27 protein-coding genes are annotated in these 24,856 nt (G+C 64.3%); 15 read left to right on the top strand and 12 right to left on the bottom strand.

Annotated elements, in window-relative coordinates:
• Window positions 1-35: 35 nt before the first annotated feature.
• The 5 genes from glsA (at window position 36) to BKA07_RS18820 (ending at window position 5,698) form a co-directional block, all read left to right on the top strand.
• Complete coding sequence (glsA, locus tag BKA07_RS18840) at window positions 36-1,850, top strand: glutaminase A (RefSeq protein ID WP_167952671.1); 1,815 nt, start codon at window positions 36-38, stop codon at window positions 1,848-1,850.
• A 128-nt stretch (window positions 1,851-1,978) separates the two neighbouring features.
• Window positions 1,979-2,623 carry an ABC transporter permease gene (locus BKA07_RS18835; protein WP_167952670.1) on the top strand — a complete coding sequence of 215 codons (645 nt, stop codon included), beginning with the start codon at window positions 1,979-1,981 and terminating at the stop codon, window positions 2,621-2,623.
• The gene (locus BKA07_RS18830) at window positions 2,620-3,888 is read left to right on the top strand and encodes an ABC transporter ATP-binding protein (protein WP_167952669.1); all 1,269 of its coding nucleotides are present in this window, start codon (window positions 2,620-2,622) and stop codon (window positions 3,886-3,888) included. Before BKA07_RS18835 ends, BKA07_RS18830 begins: the two co-directional genes overlap by 4 nt.
• The gene (locus tag BKA07_RS18825) at window positions 3,885-4,694 is read left to right on the top strand and encodes an ABC transporter permease (RefSeq protein WP_167952668.1); all 810 of its coding nucleotides are present in this window, start codon (window positions 3,885-3,887) and stop codon (window positions 4,692-4,694) included. The genes BKA07_RS18830 and BKA07_RS18825 overlap by 4 nt, the downstream gene beginning before the upstream one ends.
• Window positions 4,695-4,762: 68 nt before the next feature.
• Window positions 4,763-5,698 carry a glycine betaine ABC transporter substrate-binding protein gene (locus BKA07_RS18820; protein WP_167952667.1) on the top strand — a complete coding sequence of 312 codons (936 nt, stop codon included), beginning with the start codon at window positions 4,763-4,765 and terminating at the stop codon, window positions 5,696-5,698.
• Between the two features lie 73 nt (window positions 5,699-5,771).
• Here the strand turns inward: BKA07_RS18820 and BKA07_RS18815 are convergent, their stop codons facing one another.
• From BKA07_RS18815 to BKA07_RS18805, 3 genes are all read right to left on the bottom strand, one after another.
• Window positions 5,772-7,253 carry an asparagine synthase-related protein gene (locus BKA07_RS18815; protein WP_280712947.1) on the bottom strand — a complete coding sequence of 494 codons (1,482 nt, stop codon included), beginning with the start codon at window positions 7,251-7,253 and terminating at the stop codon, window positions 5,772-5,774.
• Window positions 7,254-7,453: 200 nt separating this feature from the next.
• Window positions 7,454-7,783, bottom strand: coding sequence for a nuclear transport factor 2 family protein (locus BKA07_RS18810; protein ID WP_167952663.1), 330 nt, complete (start codon window positions 7,781-7,783; stop codon window positions 7,454-7,456).
• A gap of 86 nt (window positions 7,784-7,869) precedes the next feature.
• The gene (locus tag BKA07_RS18805) at window positions 7,870-8,625 is read right to left on the bottom strand and encodes an SDR family oxidoreductase (RefSeq protein ID WP_167952661.1); all 756 of its coding nucleotides are present in this window, start codon (window positions 8,623-8,625) and stop codon (window positions 7,870-7,872) included.
• A 63-nt stretch (window positions 8,626-8,688) separates the two neighbouring features.
• On the opposite strand from BKA07_RS18805, the gene BKA07_RS18800 reads away from it, so the two are divergent.
• Window positions 8,689-9,381, top strand: a complete 693-nt coding sequence (locus tag BKA07_RS18800; protein WP_167952659.1) for a TetR/AcrR family transcriptional regulator — start codon at window positions 8,689-8,691, stop codon at window positions 9,379-9,381.
• 33 nt (window positions 9,382-9,414) lie between these two features.
• Here BKA07_RS18800 and BKA07_RS18795 read toward each other — a convergent pair whose 3' ends face one another.
• The 3 genes from BKA07_RS18795 to BKA07_RS19085 all read right to left on the bottom strand — a co-directional run bounded on the left by BKA07_RS18795 (window position 9,415) and on the right by BKA07_RS19085 (window position 11,988).
• Window positions 9,415-10,680 (bottom strand): aminotransferase-like domain-containing protein, encoded by a 1,266-nt coding sequence (locus tag BKA07_RS18795; protein WP_167952657.1) that lies wholly within the window; start codon window positions 10,678-10,680, stop codon window positions 9,415-9,417.
• A gap of 202 nt (window positions 10,681-10,882) precedes the next feature.
• On the bottom strand, window positions 10,883-11,269 hold the full coding sequence (locus tag BKA07_RS18790; RefSeq protein ID WP_167952655.1) for a nuclear transport factor 2 family protein: 387 nt from the start codon (window positions 11,267-11,269) through the stop codon (window positions 10,883-10,885).
• Window positions 11,266-11,988, bottom strand: coding sequence for a hypothetical protein (locus BKA07_RS19085; RefSeq protein ID WP_209044031.1), 723 nt, complete (start codon window positions 11,986-11,988; stop codon window positions 11,266-11,268). Before BKA07_RS19085 ends, BKA07_RS18790 begins: the two co-directional genes overlap by 4 nt.
• A 53-nt stretch (window positions 11,989-12,041) precedes the next feature.
• Here BKA07_RS19085 and BKA07_RS18780 point away from each other — a divergent pair, with 53 nt between their 5' ends.
• Window positions 12,042-12,509, top strand: coding sequence for a MarR family winged helix-turn-helix transcriptional regulator (locus BKA07_RS18780; protein WP_167952653.1), 468 nt, complete (start codon window positions 12,042-12,044; stop codon window positions 12,507-12,509).
• 6 nt (window positions 12,510-12,515) lie between these two features.
• On the opposite strand, the gene BKA07_RS18775 is transcribed toward BKA07_RS18780, so the two are convergent.
• Genes BKA07_RS18775 through BKA07_RS18765 form a run of 3 tightly spaced genes read right to left on the bottom strand, consistent with a single transcriptional unit; the run spans window position 12,516 to window position 15,184 of the window.
• Entirely contained in the window at window positions 12,516-13,334 is an 819-nt protein-coding gene (locus tag BKA07_RS18775) for an alpha/beta fold hydrolase (RefSeq protein ID WP_167952651.1), read from the bottom strand.
• A 57-nt stretch (window positions 13,335-13,391) separates the two neighbouring features.
• Window positions 13,392-14,585, bottom strand: coding sequence for an FAD-dependent monooxygenase (locus BKA07_RS18770; RefSeq protein WP_167952649.1), 1,194 nt, complete (start codon window positions 14,583-14,585; stop codon window positions 13,392-13,394).
• Window positions 14,582-15,184 carry a TetR/AcrR family transcriptional regulator gene (locus tag BKA07_RS18765; protein WP_167952647.1) on the bottom strand — a complete coding sequence of 201 codons (603 nt, stop codon included), beginning with the start codon at window positions 15,182-15,184 and terminating at the stop codon, window positions 14,582-14,584. Before BKA07_RS18765 ends, BKA07_RS18770 begins: the two co-directional genes overlap by 4 nt.
• A 198-nt stretch (window positions 15,185-15,382) precedes the next feature.
• Here BKA07_RS18765 and BKA07_RS18760 point away from each other — a divergent pair, with 198 nt between their 5' ends.
• Complete coding sequence (locus tag BKA07_RS18760) at window positions 15,383-16,669, top strand: adenylosuccinate synthase (protein WP_167952645.1); 1,287 nt, start codon at window positions 15,383-15,385, stop codon at window positions 16,667-16,669.
• 18 nt (window positions 16,670-16,687) lie between these two features.
• Here BKA07_RS18760 and BKA07_RS18755 read toward each other — a convergent pair whose 3' ends face one another.
• Window positions 16,688-17,140 carry a carboxymuconolactone decarboxylase family protein gene (locus BKA07_RS18755; protein WP_209044030.1) on the bottom strand — a complete coding sequence of 151 codons (453 nt, stop codon included), beginning with the start codon at window positions 17,138-17,140 and terminating at the stop codon, window positions 16,688-16,690.
• A 58-nt stretch (window positions 17,141-17,198) separates the two neighbouring features.
• The gene (locus tag BKA07_RS18750; protein ID WP_167952643.1) at window positions 17,199-17,477 is read right to left on the bottom strand and encodes a hypothetical protein; all 279 of its coding nucleotides are present in this window, start codon (window positions 17,475-17,477) and stop codon (window positions 17,199-17,201) included.
• Window positions 17,478-17,669: 192 nt separating this feature from the next.
• On the opposite strand from BKA07_RS18750, the gene BKA07_RS18745 reads away from it, so the two are divergent.
• The 7 genes from BKA07_RS18745 to BKA07_RS18715 all read left to right on the top strand — a co-directional run bounded on the left by BKA07_RS18745 (window position 17,670) and on the right by BKA07_RS18715 (window position 24,126).
• Window positions 17,670-18,722 carry a Bug family tripartite tricarboxylate transporter substrate binding protein gene (locus BKA07_RS18745; RefSeq protein ID WP_167952641.1) on the top strand — a complete coding sequence of 351 codons (1,053 nt, stop codon included), beginning with the start codon at window positions 17,670-17,672 and terminating at the stop codon, window positions 18,720-18,722.
• On the top strand, window positions 18,719-19,336 hold the full coding sequence (locus BKA07_RS18740) for a tripartite tricarboxylate transporter TctB family protein (RefSeq protein ID WP_167953401.1): 618 nt from the start codon (window positions 18,719-18,721) through the stop codon (window positions 19,334-19,336). The genes BKA07_RS18745 and BKA07_RS18740 overlap by 4 nt, the downstream gene beginning before the upstream one ends.
• Window positions 19,333-20,853: a tripartite tricarboxylate transporter permease gene (locus tag BKA07_RS18735; protein ID WP_167952640.1), complete on the top strand. Its 1,521-nt coding sequence runs from the start codon at window positions 19,333-19,335 to the stop codon at window positions 20,851-20,853. Before BKA07_RS18740 ends, BKA07_RS18735 begins: the two co-directional genes overlap by 4 nt.
• A gap of 62 nt (window positions 20,854-20,915) precedes the next feature.
• A complete protein-coding gene (locus BKA07_RS18730; protein WP_167952638.1) occupies window positions 20,916-21,767 on the top strand; it encodes an urea carboxylase-associated family protein in 852 nt (283 codons plus the stop codon).
• Entirely contained in the window at window positions 21,764-22,678 is a 915-nt protein-coding gene (locus BKA07_RS18725) for an arylamine N-acetyltransferase family protein (RefSeq protein WP_167952637.1), read from the top strand. Before BKA07_RS18730 ends, BKA07_RS18725 begins: the two co-directional genes overlap by 4 nt.
• 86 nt (window positions 22,679-22,764) lie before the next feature.
• Window positions 22,765-23,595, top strand: a complete 831-nt coding sequence (locus BKA07_RS18720) for a helix-turn-helix transcriptional regulator (RefSeq protein WP_167952636.1) — start codon at window positions 22,765-22,767, stop codon at window positions 23,593-23,595.
• Window positions 23,596-23,712: 117 nt separating this feature from the next.
• On the top strand, window positions 23,713-24,126 hold the full coding sequence (locus BKA07_RS18715; RefSeq protein ID WP_167952635.1) for a VOC family protein: 414 nt from the start codon (window positions 23,713-23,715) through the stop codon (window positions 24,124-24,126).
• Here the strand turns inward: BKA07_RS18715 and BKA07_RS18710 are convergent.
• Window positions 24,102-24,743, bottom strand: a complete 642-nt coding sequence (locus tag BKA07_RS18710; protein ID WP_167952633.1) for a TetR/AcrR family transcriptional regulator — start codon at window positions 24,741-24,743, stop codon at window positions 24,102-24,104. The two genes, BKA07_RS18715 and BKA07_RS18710, sit on opposite strands and share 25 nt — an antisense overlap.
• Between the last annotated feature and the right edge of the window lie 113 nt (window positions 24,744-24,856).

The raw sequence follows: 24,856 nt of genomic DNA, 5'->3' as shown, positions 1-24,856 counted from the left end.
GTGGACCGGTTGCGCGCTGACTTAGAGTTGAGTCCATGGAATCCCCGATCCAGAGCTACCTTGAGCAGCTGCTCGCTGACGTCAGCGGCGAGACCATGGGCACGCCCTACCCGATCCATCCATCAGGCAGTGCACCGGACCCGCAGGACTTCGGAATCTGCCTGGCCACCGTCGACGGGTACGTGTATTCGGTCGGCGCCTCGGACAAGCGCTTCTCGATCCAATCGATCTCCAAACCCTTCAGCTACGGTCTGGCGATGGCCGACCACGGAATCGAGGCAGTCGACGAGAAGGTCGACGTCGAACCCTCGGGGGACCCTTTCAACGAGATCTCGCTGGCGCCGGGCACGGGACGGCCCGCCAACGCGATGATCAACGCGGGAGCACTGGCGGTCGTGTCGATGATCAAAGGCAGCGGAGGGAAGACCGCTCCACGGCGCATCATGGACTTCTACTCCAAATGTGCCGGTCGACGACTGGCCGGAAGCAAAGCTGTCTTCGACGTCGAGATGCGCAACAGCGACCGCAACCACTCGCTGGCCTACCTGCTGAGCTCGTTCGGGGTCATCGACGACGATCCGACTCGGGCGCTGGAGAACTATCTGCGTCAATGTTCGGCGCAGGTCACGTGCCGGGACCTGGCGATGATGGCGGGGACCCTCGCCAACGCCGGCACCAACCCGCGCACCGGTGAGACCGCACTCGAGATCGAACAGGTCGAGCGGGTGCTGTCGGTGATGATGACCTCGGGCATGTACGACGATGCCGGTTCCTGGGTCAGCAGCGTAGGCATGCCGGCCAAATCGGGCGTCGGCGGCGGCACCCTCGCCGTTCTGCCGGGACAGGCCGGGCTGGCCGTGTTCTCACCGCCGCTGGATGCCCATGGCAGCAGCGTGCGTGGAGTCGAGACGTGCCGCCGGCTCTCCTCCGATATGGAGATGCATTTCGTCCGCGCCGCGACCGGCGGCAACTCGACGGTGAAGACCGGAGTGGGAATCACCCAGCTGCCTTCGCGGATCCGTCGCACCGAGGAGCAGGCCGAAGTGATCGAGCGCTTCAACGGGAGATGCCGCATCATCGAGGTCACCGGCGACCTGGCCTTCGCCGGCACGGAATCGTTGGTCCGCGCCGTCAGCGATCTGGACGAGGAGGTGACACTCGTGGTGCTGGACATGCAGCAGGTCAACGAAGTCAGCAGCCTGGCCGTGCAGATGCTCGACGACCTCGAGAGGCGACTGGCCGCGAACAGCCGACAGATGATTCTCATCGAAGGCAAGGGCCTCCTCGACGATACGCGACTGTCTGCCGACCCCGGAGTCCCGATCTTCCTCAGCAGAGGCGGAGCGGTCGAATACTGCGAGAATCGGCTTCTCGTGGCCCTGGGAGCGGACATCGGCGAGCCGGACCGCGTTGTGGTCCCGGACAGTCCCGCGCTTTCACCGTTGGACGAGTGGCAGCGAACCCGGCTGGTCGGTTATATGGAACCCCGGAACCACGAGGACGGCGACATCATCCGCCGCGTCGGACAGCGATTCGGCGGAGTCCACTTCATCGTCTCCGGTCAGGTCAACACGATCGCGTCTGACCCGCAGGGCGACCGGGTGCGGCTGAACACCTTGAGCGCCGGAATGACCTTCGGCGAACTGGCCCTGGGCAGCGACGACCGCCAGGAGACCACGGAGAAGGCCGTCGGCTCCGTCGAGCTCATGGTGCTCACCCCCGAGGCGATCGAGGATCTCGAGGCCGCTGACCCGCAGCTGGCCCTGCTGCTGTGGCGGGCGCTCACACGAGACGCGTACCTGCTGGTGGATCGCTATCTGCGTGAGACGGCGGTGCGCTTGATCTACTGACCGGAGTCTGGTCGGGGCTGCGACAAGCCTGGACAATGCGTTGGGCTCGGCTGGGAAGTTCGTGAACTACACTGTCATGCAGTGCCGTGTGCCCGGCTGTCCGTGTCGTCGATGAGGAAGGTAGACCTATGGGGTTCTTCGAATTTCTCGTCAAACGTGCCGATGACATGCTCGAGCTCGGGCTCGCCCACGCGATCGTCGTCGGCGCTGCGGTGATCATCGCCACCGTCCTCGGCGTGGCCATCGGTGTGCTGACCTATCGGAACGAGCGCGCCCGCGATCTGGCCCTGGCTCTGACCGGTTCCTTCCTCACCATCCCGTCGTTCGCGCTCTTCATCCTGCTGCTCAGTCCCCTCGGTCTGGGCTGGCGTCCTGTCCTTCTGGCGCTCGTCCTCTACGGGCTGCTGCCGGTGGTGCGCAACACCATCACCGGCCTGCGAGGAGTCGACCCGGCGATCATCGAATCGGCCAAAGGCATGGGGCTCAATCGCCGCCAGCGCCTGATGCGCATCGAACTGCCACTGGCCTGGCCGGTCATCATCACCGGCGTGAGAGTGGCGACGCTGGTCCTGCTCGGCATCGCCGCCATCGGCGCGATCGTCAACGGTCCCGGCTACGGCGAGCTGATCTTCACCGGTCTGGCCCGAGTCGGCACACCGGTCGCTGTCAATCTGGTGCTGTGCGGAGCAGTCGGTGTGATGATCCTGGCGGTTCTGTTCGACCTCATCTTCTACGCAGTTCAGAGACTCACCACTTCGCGAGGTATCCGATGACTCAGACCACGAATTCCACGCCCGGTTCCGGCACCGACTCCAGTGTCATGATCCGTCTCGAAGGGCTGACCAAGCGCTTCCCCGGACAGAAGGTCAATGCCGTCGACGCGCTCACCATGGACATCCACGAAGGGGAGATCGTCGTTCTCGTCGGCCCGTCCGGCTGCGGCAAGACCACCACGATGAAGATGATCAACCGGATCATCGAACCCTCGTCGGGGCACATCATCCTCAAGGATCAGGACGTGACGACGACCAACGCCGACGATCTGCGTCGGCAGATCGGCTACGTCATCCAACAGGTCGGCCTGTTTCCCCATATGACCATCGGCGAGAACATCGCCACCGTCCCCAAGCTTCTCGGCTGGAGTGCCGAACGCGTCCGCACCCGTGTCGACGAACTCATGTCGATGGTGAACATGGACCCGGACGAGTACCGCGACCGATACCCCAAGCAGCTCTCCGGCGGTCAGCAGCAGCGCATCGGCGTTGCCCGCGCACTCGGCGCCGACCCGTCCGTGATGCTCATGGACGAGCCCTTCGGGGCGATCGACCCGATCACCCGTGACCGGCTGCAGAACGAGTTCCTGCGTCTGCAGTCCGAAGTCCGCAAAACGATCGTGTTCGTCACCCACGACATCGACGAGGCGATCAAGATGGGGGACCGGATCGCGATCCTGCAGGAAGGCTCCCGGATCGCCCAGTACGATACACCCGAACGGATCCTCACAGCTCCGGCGAACGACTTCGTCAAAGACTTCATCGGATCCGGTGCCTCGCTGAAACGGCTCAACCTCTCACGGGTCGGCGAGATCGAATTGGGCAGCTGGCCGACAGTGACCAACGAGGACACTCATGAGCGGGCCCATGAACTGCTCGCCAACTCCAAGCACAGCGCGGTCCTCGTTCTCGACGAGGAGCGCCGGCCCGTGCGGTGGGCCGGAGCCGACGACCTTCGCCGCGGCGCGGGGGAGCGGCTCGACCAGGTCGGCTCCGTGCCCCAGGCCGTGATCGAACCGCGAGCCACTCTCAGCGACGCGCTCAATGAACTGGTAGCCGCCCGCTACGCCGTCACGGTGGTCGTCGACGAACACGGCCGCTATCAGGGTGTGGTCGATATCGACCAGATCAACGAGGCGATCCGCACGATGCGCAGCTCCGCCGTCGCCGAGGCGCGCACGGAGTTCACATCGGATGACGCCGCAACTGCTGCACCCGTGAAGGACGGCTCTTCGGGGGCCGGCCCCGCGGAGGGATCCTCATGAGTTCCTCGGCAGCTGAGAACAGGACACCCGAGAACAGCGTCGACGGCGGAGTCGTCACCCAAACCCCGTCGGCATCCCACCGCCGGACCTGGATGGGCTACCTCACCATCCCCGTGATCCTCGGACTCGTCTGCCTCGGCCTGTTCCTCTACGTGCAGAGCAGGGAGCTCGACTCGATCGAGCAGCGGTCCCTCAACGTCGGTGCGATCACCGCGGCCCTGCAGGAGCACGTCGTACTCACTGCTGTGTCCACCATTGTCACGCTGATCATCGCTGTGCCACTGGGGATCCTGCTGACCCGACCGCTGACCCGTCGGATCCGCCCATTCATCATCGGCGTGCTGACCATTCTGCAGGCCGTTCCCACCATCGCCATCCTGGTGCTGCTGGCGGTGGCGTTCCTGTTCCTCGGGTTCCAGGCGGCCATCGTCGGTCTGGTGCTCTATGCGATCATCCCGGTGCTGCTCAACACCATGGTCGGTCTCGAACAGGTCGATGGGAATGTGCTGGAGGCCGGACGGGGAATGGGCCTGTCGCGGATGCAGGTGCTGCGTCGGCTCGAGCTGCCTCTGGCTGTGCCGGTCATCTTGGCCGGAGTGCGCACCGCACTGGTGATCAACGTCGGCACCGCAACGCTGGTGACCTACATCAACGCCGGTGGTCTGGGTGACATCATCGTCGCCGGTCTGTCGACCAACCGTGTTCTCGTCCAGATCGTCGGTGCGGCGCTGACTGCGGTGCTCGCGCTGCTCATCGACTACATCGCCGGCATCGCCGAGGACTTCCTGCGTCCCAAGGGCCTATGAGGAATCCGACGCAGTCAATCGCCCACTCCGTGGCGCTATCCGAGAAGACAATGTAGAGAGGGAACTTCATGTTCAGGAAATCGATGTGGGGCACCGTGGTCGGCACGGCCGCCGCGGCCACGCTGCTGCTCAGCGCCTGCGGGGACGGAGGCGGCGAGAGCCCGAACGCAGGACTGCTCGACGGAGCCGAGCTCACCGCGGGATCGAAGGAATTCACCGAATCGATCGTATTGTCGCAGATCACCTCGAAGGCTCTCGAGGATGCCGGCGCATCCATCGAGGACCAGACCGGCATCTCCGGCAGCGCCACTGTGCGAGAGGCCCTGGAGAGCGACGAGGTCGACTTCTACTGGGACTACACCGGCACCGGTTGGGTGAACATCTTGGGACACACCACCAAGGACGCGCCAAAGGATCTGTTCAAAGCCGTGTCCGAGGCCGATGCGAAGAACGGCATCTCGTGGTTGGATCCGGCACCGTTCGAGAACACCTATCGGATCGCGGTCAAGAGCGACTTCGCGGAGAAGAACGGTCTGGAGACGATGTCTGATGCCGCCAAGTTCATCGGTGCCAACGAGGACCAGGGCAAGGTGTGCGCAGCCAGCGAGTTCATCAACCGCGACGACGGTCTGCCCGGTCTTGAACAGGCCTATGGGTTCGAATTCTCCGATGTCGTGGAACTCGACCTCAATCTCATCTACCCGCAGGTCGGCGAGAAGTGCCAGTTCGGCGAGGTGTTCTCCACCGATGCCCGGGTCAAAGCGAACGACATGAAGGTGCTCGAAGATGACAAGGACTTCTTCGTCCAGTACCAGGGTGCGATGACCCTGCGCCAGGAGACTCTGGACGAATACCCGGAGATCGCGAAGATCATGGCCCCGATCTCGGAAAAGCTGACCGATGAAGTGGTGATGGAGCTCAACGGCCGAGTCGACACGGAAGGCGAGATGCCCGAAGACGTCGCTGAGGAATGGCTCGAGGACGAGGGGCTCATCGCCAGCTGAACCCCGCCCGAATCAGTAGAACCCCAGGCCCGTGATGTGCGGACCTGGGGATTCTATTCGGTAGGCAGCAGGATCAGGCGTCGACGAATCTGCCGACCGTGGCCTGCGCATCGACTCCCGGCAGCGAGGCAGCGAATATCCTGTAATAGGCGAGTTCCTCGAGGGTGCGCAGCCGCGGCTGCAGCACATCGGCCTCCGCGTCGAAATCTTCAGGGGCCACCGTGTCTTCGAAGTGATCACACAGCACGGTGTTCATTCCCGTGCCTTCACCGAACTGCTCCTTCCGTCGCCACAGCACCTCGTCGGGCAGCCAGCCGTCGAAGGCGCGGCGCAGCAGCCACTTGGCCGGGCGGTCTCCGGTGACGAGCTTCCACTCCGGTGCCAGCGCCATAGCCAACTCCACCATGTCGAGGTCCAGGAACGGCAGTCGGGGTTCGACGCCGAGAGCGCCGGCCACCCGGTCCACCCGCTGCAGTCCGCCGATGTGCATGCCCTTGAGCGTCTCGAGCAGCTCGGCATGCAGCTCTTCGCCCACATCGTGACGACCGTAGTGTGTGTATCCGGCGAAGAGCTCATCGGCCCCCTCGCCGACCAGCACGATCTTGACATGACGTGCCGCCAGCCGGGAGACGAAGTAGTTGGGAACTGCCGAGTGGACGAGAGTCGGGTCGAAGGACTCGAGACCGGCGATCACCTCGGGCACCACTTCGATGGCATCCTCGGCCGTGTAGACGAGCTCACGGTGATCGGTGCCGCAGTGTTCGGCCACCGACCGGGCCGCGAGCAGATCGCCGCTGCCTGCCAGTCCGACGGCGAAAGTCTTGAGCCTGCGGCCCGCGTTGGCACTGTGGCGAGCGGCGATCGCCGTGATGATGGATGAATCGACCCCGCCGGAGAGCAGCACACCGACCGACTGCCGGCTGGTCACCGACCGTTCGACGGCCCGGATCAGAGTCTCGCGGACGGCATCGAAGATCCACTCCGGTGGGTCTTCGTGCGGGGCGCGACTCTGCAGGAGGACGGGTGAGGCACCGGGGAACTCCCGGAAGGCTTCGAGCCCTCGTTCCGGGGTCCAGACATGTCCGGGAGGGAAGGGTTCGACGTGTGTGCGCAGGCTCTTGTCGAAGGCCTTGAGCTCCGAGGCGAAGAGGACCGAGTCGCCAGCCTTCGCCCAGTACAGGGGCGACAGGCCCAGCACATCCCGGCCCACAGCGAACCGACCGCGAGTATCGGCGATGGCCAATGCGAATGGGCCCCACAGTCGTTCGAAGGCGGCAGGCCCGTGGTCTTCGAAGAGGACGATGGCAGCCTCGAGGTCGGAGTCGGTGTAGAAGCGCTCGTCGCCCAACTCGGCGCGGATGCGGCGATGATTGTGGATCATTCCGTCTCCGACGAGCCAGATGTCGCGATTCGCACCGCCCGACAACGGCTGGTCCCCGGCCTGCGGATCGACGATCGACAGGTAGCGGTTGCCCAGCCACGCCTCATCCAGCTCCTTGTGGCCCGAACCATGAGGGCCACGATGGACGAGCCTCTCCACCATGCGCGAACCCATTTTCGAGTCGAACCGACCGTGAGCCGCAACCAAACCTGACATGACCGTCCTCTCGTTCGACTTCCAGTCTATGTCCTCTGCCGCCGGGGTCGGACCTGGGGAGCCCCGCCTCAGCGCCAGGCGGCGATTTAGCGCCGAGCCCCGCCTCAGCGCCGAACCTCGCCTCGGCGCCGGGCGGCGACTCAGCGCCGGGCGAGGCCTCAGCCCTCGCGGATGGTCATTCGGCTCAGCCTGTCTCCGGCAATCGCGAAGGTGAACGAGGACCGGCCGTTCGCGTGGGTTGAGCGCCAGTCGCCGACGACGGTGACCTCATCGCCGTCGACCGAGACCTCTTCGGGCGTGAGGACGCCGGTCGCGCCGATGAATTCCTTGTCGCTCCAGGCTTTGATGGCGTCGCGGCCGGTGAACTCGCGTCCCCAGTCGTCGACGGTGGCGTCGGCGGTGAATGCGTCGAGGAAACCCTGATCGTCGTGGGCATTGACGATGTCGATGAAGCCGGCGACCGGTTCGGGGATCTGCAGATCTGACATGGTTGCTCTCCTTGCTGGTGAACTCTGTGATGTGCGATTGACGTGCGTGCTGCTCGGGCGCGCGATCCGCGGCGCGGGACCTCGGCTCAGCGGGTGGTGTACCCGCCGTTGGCGAAGATCGTCTGGCCTGTGATCCACCAGCCCTCGGTCGCGAGGAACCGCACGATGGGAGCGATGTCCTCGATCTGGGTGAGCTGATTGCCCATCGCCTGCGATTTGTGGAACTCTACCCGCTCGGGCGTCTCCTGCCCATAGAAGAAGGGCGTATCCATGGGGCCGGGAGCGATGGCCGTGACCGAGATTCCACGCTCCGCATTTTCCTTCGCTGCGGCCCGGGTGAAGTGCTCGACCGGGCTCTTCCCTCCGGCGTAGGTCGAGTAGCCGTCCGTGAACGCCGCGAGCAGCGCGGTCACGATCGTGATGATCTTGCCGTTGTCGGCAATGTGCTTCCCAGCCTCCTTGATGAAGAAGAACGCTGCTTTGGAGTTGATGTCGAACATCGCGTCGTACTCGTCCTCGGTGGTCTCCGCCATGGGTTTGCGCAGCACCTTCCCCGTTGTGTTGATCGCAATGTCGATCGTCCCCAGCGCCGAGGTGGCATCGGCGAACAGTTTCTCGACGTTGGCGGGCCTGGTGAGGTCCCCGGTCAAGAGCACCGCCTTCGCCCCGCTGGCTTCGACCGTGGCGAGGGTCTGTTCGGCCTCGGCACGGGAGGAGTCGGAATTGTAGTGGATAGCGATATCGGCTCCCGCCTCGGCAGCCTGCCTGGCGATGAGTCCGCCGAGGTTCTTGCCGCCTCCGGCGATGAGAACAGTCTTGCCCTGAAGTGTGCGTTCGGTCATGACATCTCCTTATGTAGCGGTGGTACATCTGACTATAGCGACAATACACGATAGTATAGCGATATGACAGAGACGGTGTCGCACGATACACGGACCCGGCTGCTCAACGCGGCCGCGGACCTCATCGCCGCGGCTCCCGGCGAGGACTTCTCGCTGCGGGCGGTCTGTGACGCCGCGGGCGTGAAGATGCCCACCCTCTACCACTTCTTCGGCAACAAACAGGGGCTCATCGAGGCCGTCATCGAACGCGGCTTCGACATGTACCTCTCGGCGAAGTCCTCGTCGGAGTCCAGCGGTGATCCGATTCATGACCTGCGGATGGGCTGGGACGCCCACGTCGCATTCGGTCTGGAGAACCCCGGCTTCTACACGCTCATGTACGGCAAGGTCCGACCCGGGTATTCACCCGAGGCGCAGTCGAAGCCCAGCGAGATCCTCCGCTCTCTGACCTCTCGGGCAGAGGCTGAGGGCCGCCTCGTCGTCGACCATGAGCAGGCCGCGGCCCATATTCTGGCGACGAATATCGGTGTGACTCTGCGACTGATCATCCAGGGCAGGGACGATCCCGAACTTTCGGCGGGGGTCCGCGAAGGAGTGCTCGCGGCGATCACCGGCACAGCGCGGGCCGACGACTATCGAGAGCGCTTGGGGCACTCGGTCATCGAACGCGCAGCCGCGCACCCGGAGATCCTCGGGGCAGCCGAAACTGCGCTGCTCATCGAATGGATCGGCCGCCTCGGCGAAGGCAAGCGATAGCACGCCGGACCTCGGCGTGCTGCACACGACTGCCTAGTGGTGGGCGCGTGAATGTGGCGTCCGGTGCTTGTCGACGGCGGAGCGCAGACGCTGCAGGCCCTCGTCGATCCGATCCGGGGCATTGGAGGCGAAGCATAGCCTCAGGGCGTTCGTGAAGGCTCCCGCAGGCGAGAATGCGGGCCCCGGGATATAGGCGACCCCCTCGTCCAGGGCCGCCGGCAGAAGGTTCTCGGTGTTGATCGAATCGTCTTCGAAGGTCACCCACAAGAAGAATCCGCCGTCGGGGTCGGTTGACCTGACCTCATCGCCGAAGAGCTGGTCAAGGCCCGTGGCCATGGTCTTCTTGCGTTCCAGGTAGGCGTCACGCAGGTGATCGACGTGGTCGTTCGCACCGCCCTCGCTCAGCCACTGGGCGACCATGTGCTGGGTGGGGACGCTCGTGCAGGTGTCCATGGTCTGCTTGGCATTGATGGCGAGCCCGCGGATCTCGGGGTCGACGTCGATCCAGCCGATGCGCAGGCCCGGTGCGACGAATTTGGAGAAGGTGCGGACGCCGAAGATGAGCGGATCGTTGGGGCTGAGCTGGCTGAGAGTGGGGATCGACTCCCCGGAGAAGCGCAGAGTGCCGTACGGGTTGTCCTCGAGGATGACGGAGTTGTGCCGGTGGGCGAACTCGAGGAGTTCCTTGCGGCGCTCGAGCGACATCGTCACTCCAGCCGGGTTCTGGAAGGTCGGGATCGTGTAGATCACCGCAGGTGAGCGACCGGCCTGCGCGACGAGTCCCTCGAGCGCGTCGACCTGCATGCCTTCGTGATCGACGGGGACCTCGACGACCTCGGCCTCATAGCTCATGGCCGTGGCCGAACCGTTCGTATAGGTCGGCGATTCGCAGAACACGAGGTCGCCCGGGCTGACGAAGAGCTTGAAACCCAGGTCGAGGCCCTGCATGCCGCCCGAGGTGATGACGAGGCGCTCACGCTGACCGAAGTGCTCCTCCGGGATCTGGGACGTGTCCTCGAGGTATTTCAGCAGAGCGTCGATGAGGACCGGCTCGCCCTGGGTCTCGCCGTAGGTGAAGCTCTCCGGGGAGAAGACGCTCTTCGCGATCCGGGCGAATTCGCTGGAGGGAAGCATATCCGGGGCTGGGGCACCCATCCCGAACTTCACGATGTCGTGGGTATAGGAGGCCAGCAGACTGGTCGAGGAATCGATGACCGATCCGACGAGGCTGTCGGCGCGAGTGGCCAGCGGCAGGGTCGGACTTGTCGGGGATGATGCTGACGAGCTCACGGTGGACATGGCAACCTCCAGCAGGCGTGTGCCCCCGGACCTCGACGTCACCGGCGATGTTCAGGAGCATGATGCCCGAACGACGGTACTAATGGTGACCTCAGCATAAGTACCACTAGCTCAGCGGGGCAAGGGTCGTGGTCCGGTGGGTGAGTCGAGGCAGATCTCGCCGGTGTCGGATTCTGTGCGTCGACGGTTGTCGACCCTGCGTCTATGGCGCCGGGACGGGTGAGCCGGGTGCGCCCGCGATGAAACCGTGTTGGATTCCGGCAATGCGCCACTCGTCGTTGACGCGCACCAGATGGAATGTGCTCCGAGTGGTCGGCAGCGGATTGCCACGGGCCGATCCGCGCGTGTTCAGCCGAGCAACGGCGAGCGCTGAGTCGGAGTACTCGCGGGTGCTGACGTCGGTGAGCGAGAGCTCCTCGTAGTGCAGCTGAGCGTCAGTGAGCCGCTGGAGCCAGGCACCCTTCGGGAGTTGGAAGCCCACCGGTCCGATGCCGAGGAAGTCCTCGGTCAGGAGCTCGTCCGTCGTTGCCGCATCGCAGCGTCGTTCCGCGTCGGCCCATGTGGTCAGGGTGTCGTTGATGGTGTTCATGACTTCTCCTTCGGTGTGTTCGTGTGCTGGCGAGTGCGGGGCAGGAGGAAGCCTGTGGCCACGATCCAGGCGAGGGCCGTGAAGCGACCGATCGGGATGAGGACCATGAGCGGCTCGAGAGCCATGGTGAGGATGCTGAGTTCGCAGATCGCGGCGATCGCGAGACCGGCCCAGGCCAGGGGAGCCGGCAGCAGTCGCAGGATCAGACTCGGTACTGCGATTCCGGCGACGAGCAGCCCCAGGCCGAGCAGGTGAGCGAAGCCGCCGGTCCCGAACGCGAGGAATCCCAAGGCGCGGGTCAGCTCGGGATTTGCGGCGATGACGTCTTGGCCGGCTGTCCACGTGACAACAGCCGAGATCGCCAGCAGCAATGAGGCGCTGGCGCCGCCGACGAGAGCTATCACGGGTCCGGGCACTCGTACGCCGAGCCGCTGGAGGCGGGCGTACATGGTGGCGGCGTAGATGCCCAGGGGCACAGATGACCCCAACTGCAGCAATGCAGACAGCCGTGCCGCGAGACCGTGCTGTGAGAAGAAGTCCGCTGAGTCGTCGGCAAACGGGGAGATGATGGTGCCTCCATTGCTGAGGGCTGCCATCAGTACGAGGCTTACCACGAAGAGACCGATGCAGACGGTGCCGACGATTCCAGGGTGGGGCCCGTCTGGTCGACGTCGCTGCCCGTCGGATCGGTTGACTCGTGAGGTCGCATTTTCATTCATGGGAAATATGATACACCCTATGAATGGTTTAGCAAGAGGTCTATTATGGGACAATGACATCCATGTCGCAGCCCCATCATCGAATCGCCTTCCTGCTCTCTCAACTCGGTGCCGATGCCGCCAGCGGTTTCGAACAGGCATTGCAGTCGTTGCATATCACCCCTTCAGATGCAGGTCTGCTCCGACTGATCGGCCGCACTCCCGGAGTCAGTCAACGCGTACTCAGTCAGCAGATCGGGGTCGGGCCCAGCCGGATCGTTGCGGTGCTCGATCGCCTCGAACGGCGTGAGCTGATCGAGCGCCGTCGCAGCAGGAGCGATCGACGCAGTCACGAGGTCAGTCTGACCGCAAACGGTCAGGAGGTCCTCGCCGAGATCAGGCCGCTGGCGGAGGCTCACGAGCAGGCATACACCGATTGCCTGAGTCTCGACGAAGCCGACCTTCTGCGCAGCCTGCTGGGGCGGATCGCGGACTCTCGCGGACTCTCGTCCGAAATCCATCGCGGCACCGCGGTTGGCTGACCGATTCTAGGAGGCCGCTATGAGCTCGTTCATGGCTGCGGGGTAGGCCGGGCTCTCGAGGTCCGCCCCATGGAGAAGGCCCGGGGCCCCGACATATCTGGCATGGGAGATGGCGGCAGCCATCTGCTGTTGCAGCCCACTTGCGAAGATGGGATCTCGAGTCCCGCCGAAGACCAGTGTCGGGCACGAGATGTCTTCGAGGACGCTGCTGTTGTCGACCGAGAGCAGCCCCTCGAGGAGTCGTTTGAATCGCTCAGGGTTCTTGGGGCGAGACAGCGCACCGAGGATCGGCTTCAGTAAGGGGCCCGCCCACTGGGCGCGCAGTGCCGAACGGTAAGTCCTGACGGTGGTGTCCCATGTGAGTTCCGCCCACTGCCCGCTGTCGACCATCGTCAACCAACTGGTGAAGACCTCGTGGGCGCGGGCATCGATCCTGGGGGCGGTCGACGCCAACACAAGGGCGCGCACCAGGTCCGGTCTATGAGCAGCAATGAGCTGTCCGATCGGGCCACCCGCGGAATTGCACTCGAGGACGACCGGCCCGAACCGTAACCGGTCAAGCGTTTCGGAATAGTCTCGAGCATGGTCAGCGATGTCGTATCGGCCGGGAATGTCTTCCCGGCGGCTGATGATGTGCAGCCGCTGACGCGGTGTGCGTGAGCGAAAGAACCATGCCATATTCCATGCTGCATCATAGGCGGTCGACAAGCCGTCGCCTGCCCCAGGGATATAGACGACCGGCGTGCGACCGTGTCCTATGGTGACGATGGGCATGAGCGCCCCATTGCTCAGTCGCAGCTTGGTTCTGTCGAAGCTGGGCAGCATTCCTTGTCCCTCCTGTGATTCTGCGGTCGCCGTCCAGTCGGCTCATCGGCCGCAAGTTCATGCATTCCGCAGTTGGCTTGAACCGGCGGTGCTGAGTTCGGTGATCGAGCGAGACCCCTTGGGAAAGAGTGAGCCGGTCATCACCCGACTCATGCCGGGGATGCGCATGGCGCGGAAGCCCCAGCGTCGCAGCAGCAGCGTGCGTTTGGAGCGCGGAAGGAAGACTTCGATGACCTGGTTGCGGGCCGCGCTCTGGATCTGAGTGGCCGTGGGCCGCCACCGGCGTTCGTATTCCGCGAGGGCTTCAGGGACAGAGCGGTCCGAGGCGAGCATCTCTGCGAGGATGTACGCTCCGGCGATTCCGAGCGAGGCGCCCTGCCCGGCGACCAGCGAGACCGCGTAGGCTGCGTCGCCGACCAAGGCGACCCGGGAGGTCGTCCAGTGCGGCATCACGATCTGCGCGACTCGATCGGAATACATCTCCTCAGACGGGGGACAGTTGGCCAGTGCGCGATCGACCAGAGGACCGACTCCGGAGAAGGCCGCACGCACTTCCTGCCGGGCGTTGTCGGACGAGGCCGGTTCATCGCAGCGATGGACGGTGAATGCCGCCACTCGTCCGTCGTCGAGACCATAGAGGCCCATCTGCCGGTTGAGTGTTTCGGTGAGCACGAACTGGTCGCGCACCTCGTCGAAGATCGCCTGGTCCTCGAAGACGAAGGCGCTGGTGTTCATTCCGAGGTCCCGCAGGTAGTCCGCTTCGGAGCCGAAGGTCAGTGACCGGATGCGAGAGTGGATGCCATCGGCTCCCACGATGAGGTCGGCGTCGATGGCGGTTCCGTCCGAGAGCACCGCCGTGCTGTCAGTCACCAGATCGACCGTGAGTTCGTATCGGAGATCGACGCCGTCCCCGAGCGCTTCCCGAAGCATCTGTTCGAGGTCCGGGCGCATGATGCTGACGATCTGACCGCCCAGAGCCTTGACGAAGCGATCATAGTCGAGACTGACGGTCGTGCGCCCCGCGTCGTCGATATACCGGAATCTCTCCACCGAACTTGCCATCTGTCGCAGCCGGGATTCGAGCCCCATGGCGGTGACAGCTTCGAATCCTGGGCCGGAGAAGTCGATCATGTACCCGTGGCGACGCGGGCCTGGTGAGTTGTCGACGAGAGTGACGTTCCAGCCGTGGTGTTCGAGCCGCCCTGCCAGCGTCAGACCGGCGATTCCGGCTCCGCATATCAGTGCTCTCATGAGTGCTGCCCTGACTGTGGGGCTGAGGTGAAGGTGCGCAGAAGCGCGACGGCGTCGCCGATGTCGAGTTCGTCGTCGAGGCCCTTCTGAAGCGTGAGTCCATCGAGCGCGGCCAGGATCACCAGTGCTGCCGCTTCCGGGTGGGGGACCCCTTGATGGGCCAACGCGGATATCAGTGCGCGACGAAATCTGTCGACGTTCTGCGCCAGCTGATCCTTGAGCAGCGGATCCCGAGCAGCGGAGAGGTAGGTCTCGATCATCAGCACCGACTTCGCATCGGAGCCAGCAAAGTCCTCGGTGATGGCCAGCAGCGCTGCGGGCCCGCCCCTGATATTCGCCTCCTCGTCGAGGAGCGCATCGACGACCGACTTGAACTGCGCCAATGCCGCTTTCCTCAGCAGGTCCTGCAGCGAGTCGAAGTGGTAGTGCACCAGACCGGAGCGAACTCCTGCGCGATCCGCCAGGCCACGCGTGGTCACCGCGTTCCACCCGATCTCGCTGATGAGTTCGGTCGCGGCCGACTGCAGCTTCGCGCGAACTGCTCGTCCGCGTTCGGTGCCGGAACTCGGACGGAAAGATTGGTCATCTGCATTGGTCATATGGCCAAGTTTGCGGTGATGTTCTTCGCCTGTCAAGAGCCGAGGAGAGGCGCTGGCCGTGGGAGGTGCCGAGGGGAGGGAGGACATGAGGCGATCTGCCCGGTTCCGATCCGACCTGCTCGCTGTGGCGTCACGGTGACGCAGTAGACTAATGCGGTAATGACATCCCCTCCTTTCACTTCGAGGTGAACAACTCTCATGCCAGCAATCGTTGTCGTCGGCGCTCAATGGGGCGACGAAGGTAAAGGTAAAACGACCGATATCCTCGGCACCAGCGTCGACTACGTGGTCAAGCCCAACGGTGGGAACAACGCAGGCCACACGGTTGTCGTCGGCGGTGAGAAGTACGAACTCAAACTCCTGCCGGCGGGCATCCTCTCGCCGAACGTCACCCCGGTCATCGGCAACGGCGTCGTCGTCAACCTCGAGGCGCTCTTCGAGGAGATCGAGACCCTGGAATCGCGTGGGGCAGACACCTCGAAGCTGCGGATCTCGGCCAACGCCCACCTCGTCGCGCCCTATCACCAGACCCTGGACAAGGTGACCGAACGATTCTTGGGCAAGCGCGCCATCGGCACCACCGGCCGCGGCATCGGCCCGGCCTACATGGACAAGATCGGGCGTCTGGGCATCCGTGTCCAGGACATCTTCGACGAATCGATCCTGCGGCAGAAAATCGAAGGGTCGCTGCGGCAGAAGAACGAACTCCTCGTCAAGGTCTACAACCGCAGGGCCGTCGATGTCGAAGAGATCGTCGAATACTTCGAGCCCTTCATCGAGCGCCTGCGCCCCTATGTCGCAGAGACCGAGCAGCTGCTCAACGACGCCCTCGACCGTGACGAGGTCATCGTCATGGAGGGCGGTCAGGCCACGATGCTCGACGTCGACCACGGCACCTACCCGTTCGTGACCTCGTCGAACCCGACCGCCGGCGGATCCTGCGTCGGCTCGGGCGTCGGCCCCACCCGCATCGATCGCGTCGTCGGCATCGTCAAGGCCTACACCACGCGTGTGGGCGCAGGCCCGTTCCCGACCGAGCTCTTCGACGAGATGGGCGAGCTCCTGCAGAAGGCCGGCGGTGAGGTCGGCGTCAACACCGGGCGCCCGCGTCGCTGCGGCTGGTACGACGCCGTCATCGCCCGCTACGCCTCACGCGTCAACGGCTTCACCGACTACGTGCTGACGAAGCTCGACGTGCTCTCCAACATCGAACGCATCCCCGTCTGCGTGGCATACGAGGTCGACGGCGTCCGGCAGAACGAGATGCCGGTCTCCCAGACCGAGTTCCATCACGCCGAGCCCGTCTTCGAGTACTTCGACGGCTGGACCGAAGACATCACCAATGCCCGGACCTTCGAGGATCTGCCGGTCAACGCACAGAAGTACGTCCTCGCCCTCGAGGAGCTCTCGGGCTGCCGGATGTCGGTCATCGGCGTCGGTCCTGACCGTGAGCAGTCCATCGTCAGGCACGATCTGTTGGACTGATCCAGGCGTGCCGGCGGCTCAGTCCAGTCGCTGATGTGTGCTCACAGCGAGCCGGTTCCAGACATTGATTGCTGAAATCGCCATGAGCAGCTCGACCATCTCCTGGTCGTTGAAGGCGGTTGAGGCGTCGTTCCAGGTTTCGTCGGAGACGCCCTCGCCGATCTCGGTGACCTCTTCGGTCAGCCGGATCGCGGCGCGCTCTCGGTCACTGTAAACCTCGGCGGCTTCATCCCAGCCTGCCAGAACATCGACCTTGACCTGGTCGACGCCTGCTTTCCTGGCCTCCTTGGCATGCATGTTCAAACAGAACGCGCATCCGTTGAGCTGCGAAGCGCGCAGTTTCACCAACGCCAGAAGACCTTCGCCGAGGCTGCCGCCATGGATGTACTTCTCCATGTCCAGCAGCGGCGCATAGGCCCGCTTGTCGACCGCTGAGATATCGAGACGCTGAGTCGTAGACACTGTCATCATCTTCTTCCTGTCGATGAGTTTCACTTGCTTGGCCCGGAGAGTTCTCCGGCGGCCGATGTCATTGGCGTAGATCGCGGATGGACTCGATCGCACCCTCATAAGCGGCATCGAGGTCGGTGATGTCGATGCGTTCCGGGAGGTCGGACGAAACCTGGTGCTTGAGCATGAATTCCACGACCGCACGGGCGGTGGCTTCATCGTTGGCGAGGACACCGTCCGTTGCGTCTTCGGCATCGGAGAGCATGAGCACCAATTCGCTCGTTCCCGAATCCGTGTGGATGAGAGCGAGGAACTCGCCCGTGTCCTGCATTTCGATATCGATCCGATCTGCTGCCATGATCCGACTGCCTTTCTCACGTGACGTCTCTCAGAGGCTTCTTCAATCAGCATAGACCTGACACCGAGGTGAACCGAAGGGCAGAGATCCGCACCACCGAAGAGTTTCCAGGCACTGCGACCTCAGCGAACTCATCTCATATTCGCAAGAAATGTTGAGAGCGTGTCCTGCTGACTGCTAGCGTCGAACGCTATGTTCACTACCCTGTTCGCGCCGAAGCGAACATCGGCCCCGTCGTCGGTGACGTGCACTCTGCGAAGGCCCCTGGCAGGCGCCGTCGCGGTGCTGATCGCCATGTCGACAACGGCCTGCATGCCCGACATCAACCGGAACGAGGGGTTTCCTCCACCGCGAGTCACGGCCATTGCGGCGGGATCGCCGGGAGGCGGACTGGATCTGGCCGCTCGGATGACCAAGGACGGCCTCGAAGCCGCCGGCGTCGAGAGTCTGATGACGATCGAGAATATGGGAGGAGGCGGTGGCAACCCCGCGCGGGCGGCAGTCCTCCAACGTGAGAACGACGGGACGAGCGTGGTCGTCGAATCCAACCGCGTCTTCCTGTCCCACATCACCGGCACGACCGACATGTCGCTGGAGAACTTCACACCGGTCGCGCAGCTGACCACCGACTACGAAGTCTGGCTGGCCAAACCCGGATCGGAGTTCGACTCGGCGCAGAAGGTCCTCGACAGCGTCAAAGACGATCCGAAATCGGTGAAGTTCGGGATCGGCACGGTCCCCAGCGACGATCAGCTCAATGTCCTCCGCCCGGCCAGCGAATATGGAATCAACGACCTCGAGTCGCTGAACCTCGTCGCGTTCTCCGACGGTGGCGACCTCAACAACGAGCTGCTGGGCGGTCGCGTCGACGTCGCCTCGACAGGACTCTCGGAAGCGATGGAACTCGTCGAATCCGGAGACGTCGAGATCATCGCGGTCTCAGCACCCGAGCCGCTCACGGAGGGCCCGGCCAAGGGTGCACCGACCTGGCACGACCTCGGCATGGACATCACCATCAACCACTGGCGCGGAGTCTTCGGACCCGCAGGCATGTCCGATGAGGCCGTCCGCTGGTGGCAGGACTCCCTCGAAAAGAGCGTCGAATCCGAAGAATTCGCAGATCAGGCAGACGCGCTGGGCATCGATCCCGCATATATGCCAGGCGATGAATGGTTGGAGTCGGTCATTCTGCCGGAGAAGGAAGAGTCGACCGAGGTGCTCGAGAAGGTGGGACTGGCGAAATGACATCCGATCCGACACAGACAGATGCCCAGCGAGCAGACCACGCCGCGGAATCCGGCCGCGCAGGACCCGGCCCCGCAGGGCCCGGCACTACAGCACCCGGCACTGCAGGACCTGAGGCTGAGAGCACCAGAGCCTCGACCGGCATCGCATCCGTCATCCTCGTGGTCCTTGCCGTCTTCTACCTGATCAACGCGCTGCTTCTGCCCAACGCCGAAACCGACGAGGGCATGGGGCCCAGGACCTTTCCCATCGTCGTCGCCGTCGTTCTGACCTGCACCACCGCACTCGGCGTGCTCACATTGCTGCGCGGTCGGGTCGAGGTGCGGGCCGTATCGGGGAAGGAACTGCTGCGAGTCGCGATCTGCATCGTCCTCTTCGCGCTCTTCACCGCTTCGATCTTCCTCATCGGATTCGCCGAGGCGGCGGCGATCTTCTCCGTCCTCACCACCGTTCTCGTGTTCGGGGTCCGAGTCTCCCCCACACGTGCGGCGTGGCTGCTCTTCGTCGGGCTCGTCATCGGATTGGTGCTCTTCCTCGTCTTCGACGTCTGGCTGAACGTGCTCCTGCCCGTCGGCTGGATCGAATACCTGCTCTTCGGAGGACTGAACCTATGAACACCTGGACCGAACTGCTGGGCGCGCTGGGCACGATCACCACCTCGCCGACCCTGCTTCTCGTCATCTTCGGCGGCGTGATCCTCGGGACCGTCGCCGGGCTGCTGCCGGGCGTCGGACCGTCGACGGCGATCGCACTGCTCCTGCCGGTGGCGATCACCATGCCGGCCGAACTGTCTCTGCCGCTGATGGTCTCCCTGTACCTGGGTGCTGAGTACGGAGGTCGCATCTCGGCGATCCTGCTCAACATACCGGGTGATCCGGGGGCGATCATGACCACCCTCGACGGTCACCCCATGGCGCTCAAGGGCAAGGCCGCCACCGCCCTGTCGATCTCGGCCCTTGCCTCATTCGTGGGCAGCATCATCGCGTTCCTGGGATTGGCCTTCATCGCCGGGCCGATGTCCGAACTCGGTCTGGCCTTCGGCCCCGCCGCGTACTTCGCCGTCGTCGTCATGGCACTCGTGCTCAGCGCCACCCTGGTCGGGAATGCGCCGATGCTCGGTCTGACCGCTGTGGTGCTGGGCGTCGCGATCTCCACCGTCGGCATCGAACTCCAGTCCGGCCTGCCGCGCTTCACCTTCGGAACGTTCACCCTGCTCGAGGGCATCGACCCGATCGTGGCGATCATCGGCGTCTTCGGCGTCGGTGAGATCCTCGCCAGCACCATGATGGGAAGCTCCGGCCAGAGCCTGTCCCGCCTCACCGGTCGCTTCTTCCCGACCAAGGCGGAGATCAAGCAGGGGACTCTGCCGGGGCTGCGAGGCTCGGTCATCGGGTTCATCGCCGGAGTTCTCCCCGGTGCGGGCACGACGATCGCCGCGTTCTTCTCCTACGGTCTGGAGAAACGACTCGCGCCCGCCTCGGCGGGAATGGGCAGAGGAGCGGTGCGTGGACTCGTCGCACCCGAGTCCGCGAACAACGCTGCGGTGTCCGGGTCGATGGTTCCGCTGCTGACACTGGGCATTCCGGGGTCGGGAACGACCGCCGTGCTGCTGGCCTATCTGATGATGTACGGGCTCAACCCCGGGCCCGGATTCTTCGACGCCAACCCGGCCCTGGGGTGGTCGATCATCGGCGCGCTTCTCATCAGCGCCGTCCTCGGCGTCGTCATCAACATCACGGCCTCACCGCTGCTGGCCAAAATCCTGGCGATCCCGATGCCCTACATGGCACCGGTGATCCTGATGCTGGCGCTCATCTCGTGCTACAGCATCCACAACTCCGCGACCGACGTCTACATCGCCCTGGGCTTCGGCGTGCTCGGCTATGTGATGCGCTTGGTCGGAATGTCACCGGCGCTGCTGGTGATCGGACTGGTCCTGGGCGAGATGCTCGAACGCAACCTGCAGCAGGCACTCGGACTGACCGGTGGCGACTTCGCAGCAGTGATCTCCCAGCCGATCGTCATCGTGTTCCTGGCCATCGCCGCGCTGTCCCTGCTGACTGCGCTGCCGTGGAAGCGGATGTTGGGCAGGCAGGACGCTGTGGGCGAGAAGGCGTCAGTGAGTAAGTAGATCATCGTGTCCCGGCAGTGATACGGATGGATGGCACCCTGGAGCAGACGGAAGGACACCACATGTCGCCCGAACCGCGATTGACCGAAGCCGCCTATCAGGGGCCTGCTCTCGAAGCCGATCGTGACTTCTACTCAGCGCTCGGGGAGGATGCCGAGAATCGTCACGTCGTCGACGAGTTCACCATCCCGATCCGCTCGGGACAGGCATGGGACGTGCCTGCCGGGCACATCTGCCGGATCTCGACCGTCGAGGGCCCGCAGGTCGGCGATCTCAACCTCTGGAACCGTCACGACCCCCGGGAGAGGTTCTGGGCGTCGCGGACCCGCCAGCTCCAGGCCGCACACCTGTCGACGTTCGACCGCCTGTGGTCGACTCTGCCCTTCCTCCGTCCGATGGCCACGATCGTCGGCGACACGTTGGCCGACTACGGGACGGATGCCGAAGGCGGACGCCTCCACGACACCTTGGGCACACGGTGCGACCCTTATGTCTCCACGATGCTCAATGGCGTCGACTTCGACTACCACTGTCATTCGAACCTTGTCCGCGCCATCCTCCCGTTCGGCCTGACGGAGTTCGACGTCCACGACGTCCTCAACGTGTTCCAATGCACGGGACTCAACGACAACGACGAATACTTCATGAAGACCTGCCCTGCCAGGCCGGGCGATCACTTCGAGTTCTTCGCAGAACAGGACCTGCTCGCAGCCCTGTCGACCTGTCCCGGCGGAGACCTGTCTGCGCCGTTGTTCGGCGAGAACAGCGACGACCCGGTCGGCAACTGCCACCCACTCAAGGTCACCGTCTATGCGCTCGAGGAGAACCTCCTCGGCGATTGGAGCGAACCGGCATCACCGAACTACCGGGGGCAGCACGGGCTGACTCCCCAGACCTGGGGCTCGACCCCATGACGCAGCATTCGCTCCTCAGCCGCTATGCGGATCGGCTCGGGTTCGGTGGTTCCGTCCTCGACCTGCACCGACGTGCTCAGGGGACGCGCGAGCAGGTTCTCGGACTGCTCGACGAGATCCTTCTCGCGCACACGCACGCGATCTGCTTCGAGAATCTCGACGTCGTCGCCTACCGTGCCCGAGGGGACCTCAGAGCCGTTTCCATCGATGTCGACGGAGTTGCCGAGAAGCTGCTCGACGCCGGCCGAGGCGGTTACTGTCACGAGCACGCGGTGCTCATCCGAGCGGCCGTCACCGAGTTGGGGCTGACTGCGCATCCGGTCCTTGCGCGGGTCCACCTCGGCGGCCCCGGCGACGCACCGGGAGGACTGACGCATCAGGCGACGATCGTCGAACTCGATGGGCGTCGGTATCTCATCGACCCGGGATTCGGCGGCGGCACACCTGAAGCCGCCCTCGAACTGTCCGGGTCCGCCGAAGCCAGGACGACTCCGCACGGAGAGCATCGTCTGGTCCCGGCCACGACGGCTCTGGAACCACAGCTGCGTGCCGACAGTGACTGGGTGCTCCAATCGCGGACCCGCAGTGACCAGGACTTCCGCACTGTCTATGCGTTCAGCGAGGCCCGACGTGCGCAGGCGGATCTCGAGCTGGCGAACTGGTTCACCTCGACCCACCCGGGGAGCCGGTTCACCGGTCCTCCGATTCTCGCTCGGCCGCTCCCAGACGGCGGCAGGAACACGCTGGAAGGGCGTCGGCTGCGTCGTGCGATCGGCGTTGCGCAGACGGAATCCGACGAACGATCACTGGCCGACGCCACGGAGTTCGCCGAAGTGCTCTCGACCGACTTCGGGCTCGACCTCGACACGGGGTTCTCGGATCTGGTGTGGAGCATGACCGCGGAAGGTTGAGGATCGTGTCCTGAGCGGCCGAGGAGTGACCTGGGCGTCGCCGGACGGCCCGGGCTCATGCCAGACCGCAGGTTTAGACTGCTGTCATGCCTGCGGCGACCACCGATGATCTGATTCGCAGCCCACATCCGCGGCTGCGTGCCTTCGTCGGTGACTACGTCGGCTACGACATCTCGGGCGTCCCCGCGGGGACGCATCTGGGCCTGCCGTCCGGCGCGCTGACATTCATCGTCGCGATCGACCGGCCGCTGCAGCAGTACGACGCGGTCACCGACACCGCCGAGTCTTTCGACGTGCTCTTGGCCGGCCTCCACCTGAAGCCCACGCTCATCCGCCACAACGGGACGCTGGCCGGAATCCAGATCAACTTCACCCCATTCGCCCCGCGAGCATTCTTCGCAATCCCGGCCGTCGAGCTCGCTCATCGCACACACGACCTCGGAGAGATCTCACGCCCGGTCGCCGCCGAACTCCATGAACGGGTCAACGAGGCCCCCACCTGGTCGGCGAGATTCGACGCCATCGACCAGGTGCTCCTGCGTGCCATCGACGATGGGGCCGGACCGAGACGCGAGGTGACCGACTCGTGGAGGCAGATCGCGCGCAGCCACGGCGAGGTTCCGGTCTCACGGGTCGCCGAGGAGGTCGGATGGAGCAGGCGATATCTCAACGGGCAGTTCCGAGCAGAATTCGGCATCGGCCCCAAGGAGGCGGCACGGGTCATGAGGTTCGACCGTGCCCGGCGGATGATCTCGACACAGACTCGGACACTGGCCGACATCGCTGCGATCTGCGGCTATTCGGATCAGTCTCACCTCAACCGTGACTTCCGTGCGCTGACGGGGACCAGCCCGAGAGGGTGGCTGAGCGAAGATCCCGTGGTGCGGCAGGATCGGGACCGGCGCTCGCCGGAATAGGGAGGGCCGCCTCGGCGAACTTCTGTGATGGCTCTTGCAGTTCCCATTTGTCCAAGCTCCCGAGGTGCTTGTCGGCCCATGATGGTGTGTACCGGAAAAACGATGAAAGGACACGATATGTCGAACAGCACTGGAGCCAACGTCTGGCCCACTTTCCGTTATCGGGATGCGAAGGCCGCGATCGCCTTCCTGCATGAAGCCCTCGGGTTCGAAATCGCGGCCGAATACACCAACGCCGATGATCCGCAGCGCGTCGACCATGCCGAGCTGTCATGGCCCGACGGCGGGGGAGTCATGCTCGGCTCGGTCCGCGATGACCAGGGCGTGATGACGAAGACCGGGATCGCCGCCGGATCGGTCTATCTCGCTGCGACGAACGTCGAGGAACTCTACCACCGAGCGATCGACGCCGGTGCCACCGAGGTCATGGGCCTGACCGAACAGGACTACGGCTCGCTCGACTTCAGCATCCAGGATCCCGAAGGTGTGCTGTGGTCGATCGGCACCTACCGAGGAGCAGGTCGGGGCTGAGGATTGAGCACCGCGTCCGCGGCCACGTAGAGCGTCTCGGTCTCCAGCTGCGCGAGTGAATCCTCCGCCGGAAGAGCTCGTTCGAGGGAGATGCCGTCGAGGACCGAGCAGAGAAAGCGCGCCAGCTGAGGGATCCGGCTCTTGTCAGTCAGCGCTCCCTCCTCGGCGAGCACGCGCAGCCACTCCTCCACCCGGCGCTGCCCATCACGCTGCATGGCCAAGTACGATTCACGGACCTGCTCGGTCTGTTCGACGGCGATGAACGTGGCGGTGACTGTGTCCATCGCGGCCCGTGCTTCGGGTCCGGCACCAGTCATAGCCAGCACCTGGCGGAGACAATCGACCAGACGGTCGCGGGGCGGGACCGCTGAGTTGCCGATCTCGGAGTCCGGAAGCACCCAGTCATAGACACGCTGCATAACCTCGTCCCGCAGCATCTGCTGGGTGGGGAAGTGGTGGCGCAGCGAGCCGGTGCTGACCCCCACCCGTGAAGCGACTGCCCTCACGCTCAGCTTCGCGGTCACGCCGTCTTCGGCAATGATCTCCGCTGCCGCTGCGAGGATCCGCTCACGGGTGCTCTGACTGTCACTGGTGGTCTCGCTGTCATGAGTGCTCATTCGCGCGATCGCCCCCTTTGCATCTTTTACTTACCAACACACCGTGTTAGTCTACTGGTGATCGTGCCAACACACTGTGTTGGTCCTATGGCGAGTGCCGAGGAGGCAGCCCG

Origin of the sequence: Brevibacterium marinum (assembly GCF_011927955.1) — a bacterium.
Lineage (GTDB): Bacteria > Actinomycetota > Actinomycetes > Actinomycetales > Brevibacteriaceae > Brevibacterium > Brevibacterium marinum.
Note: the sequence above shows the minus strand (reverse complement) of the source record. Positions and strands in the feature narration are given on the sequence as shown.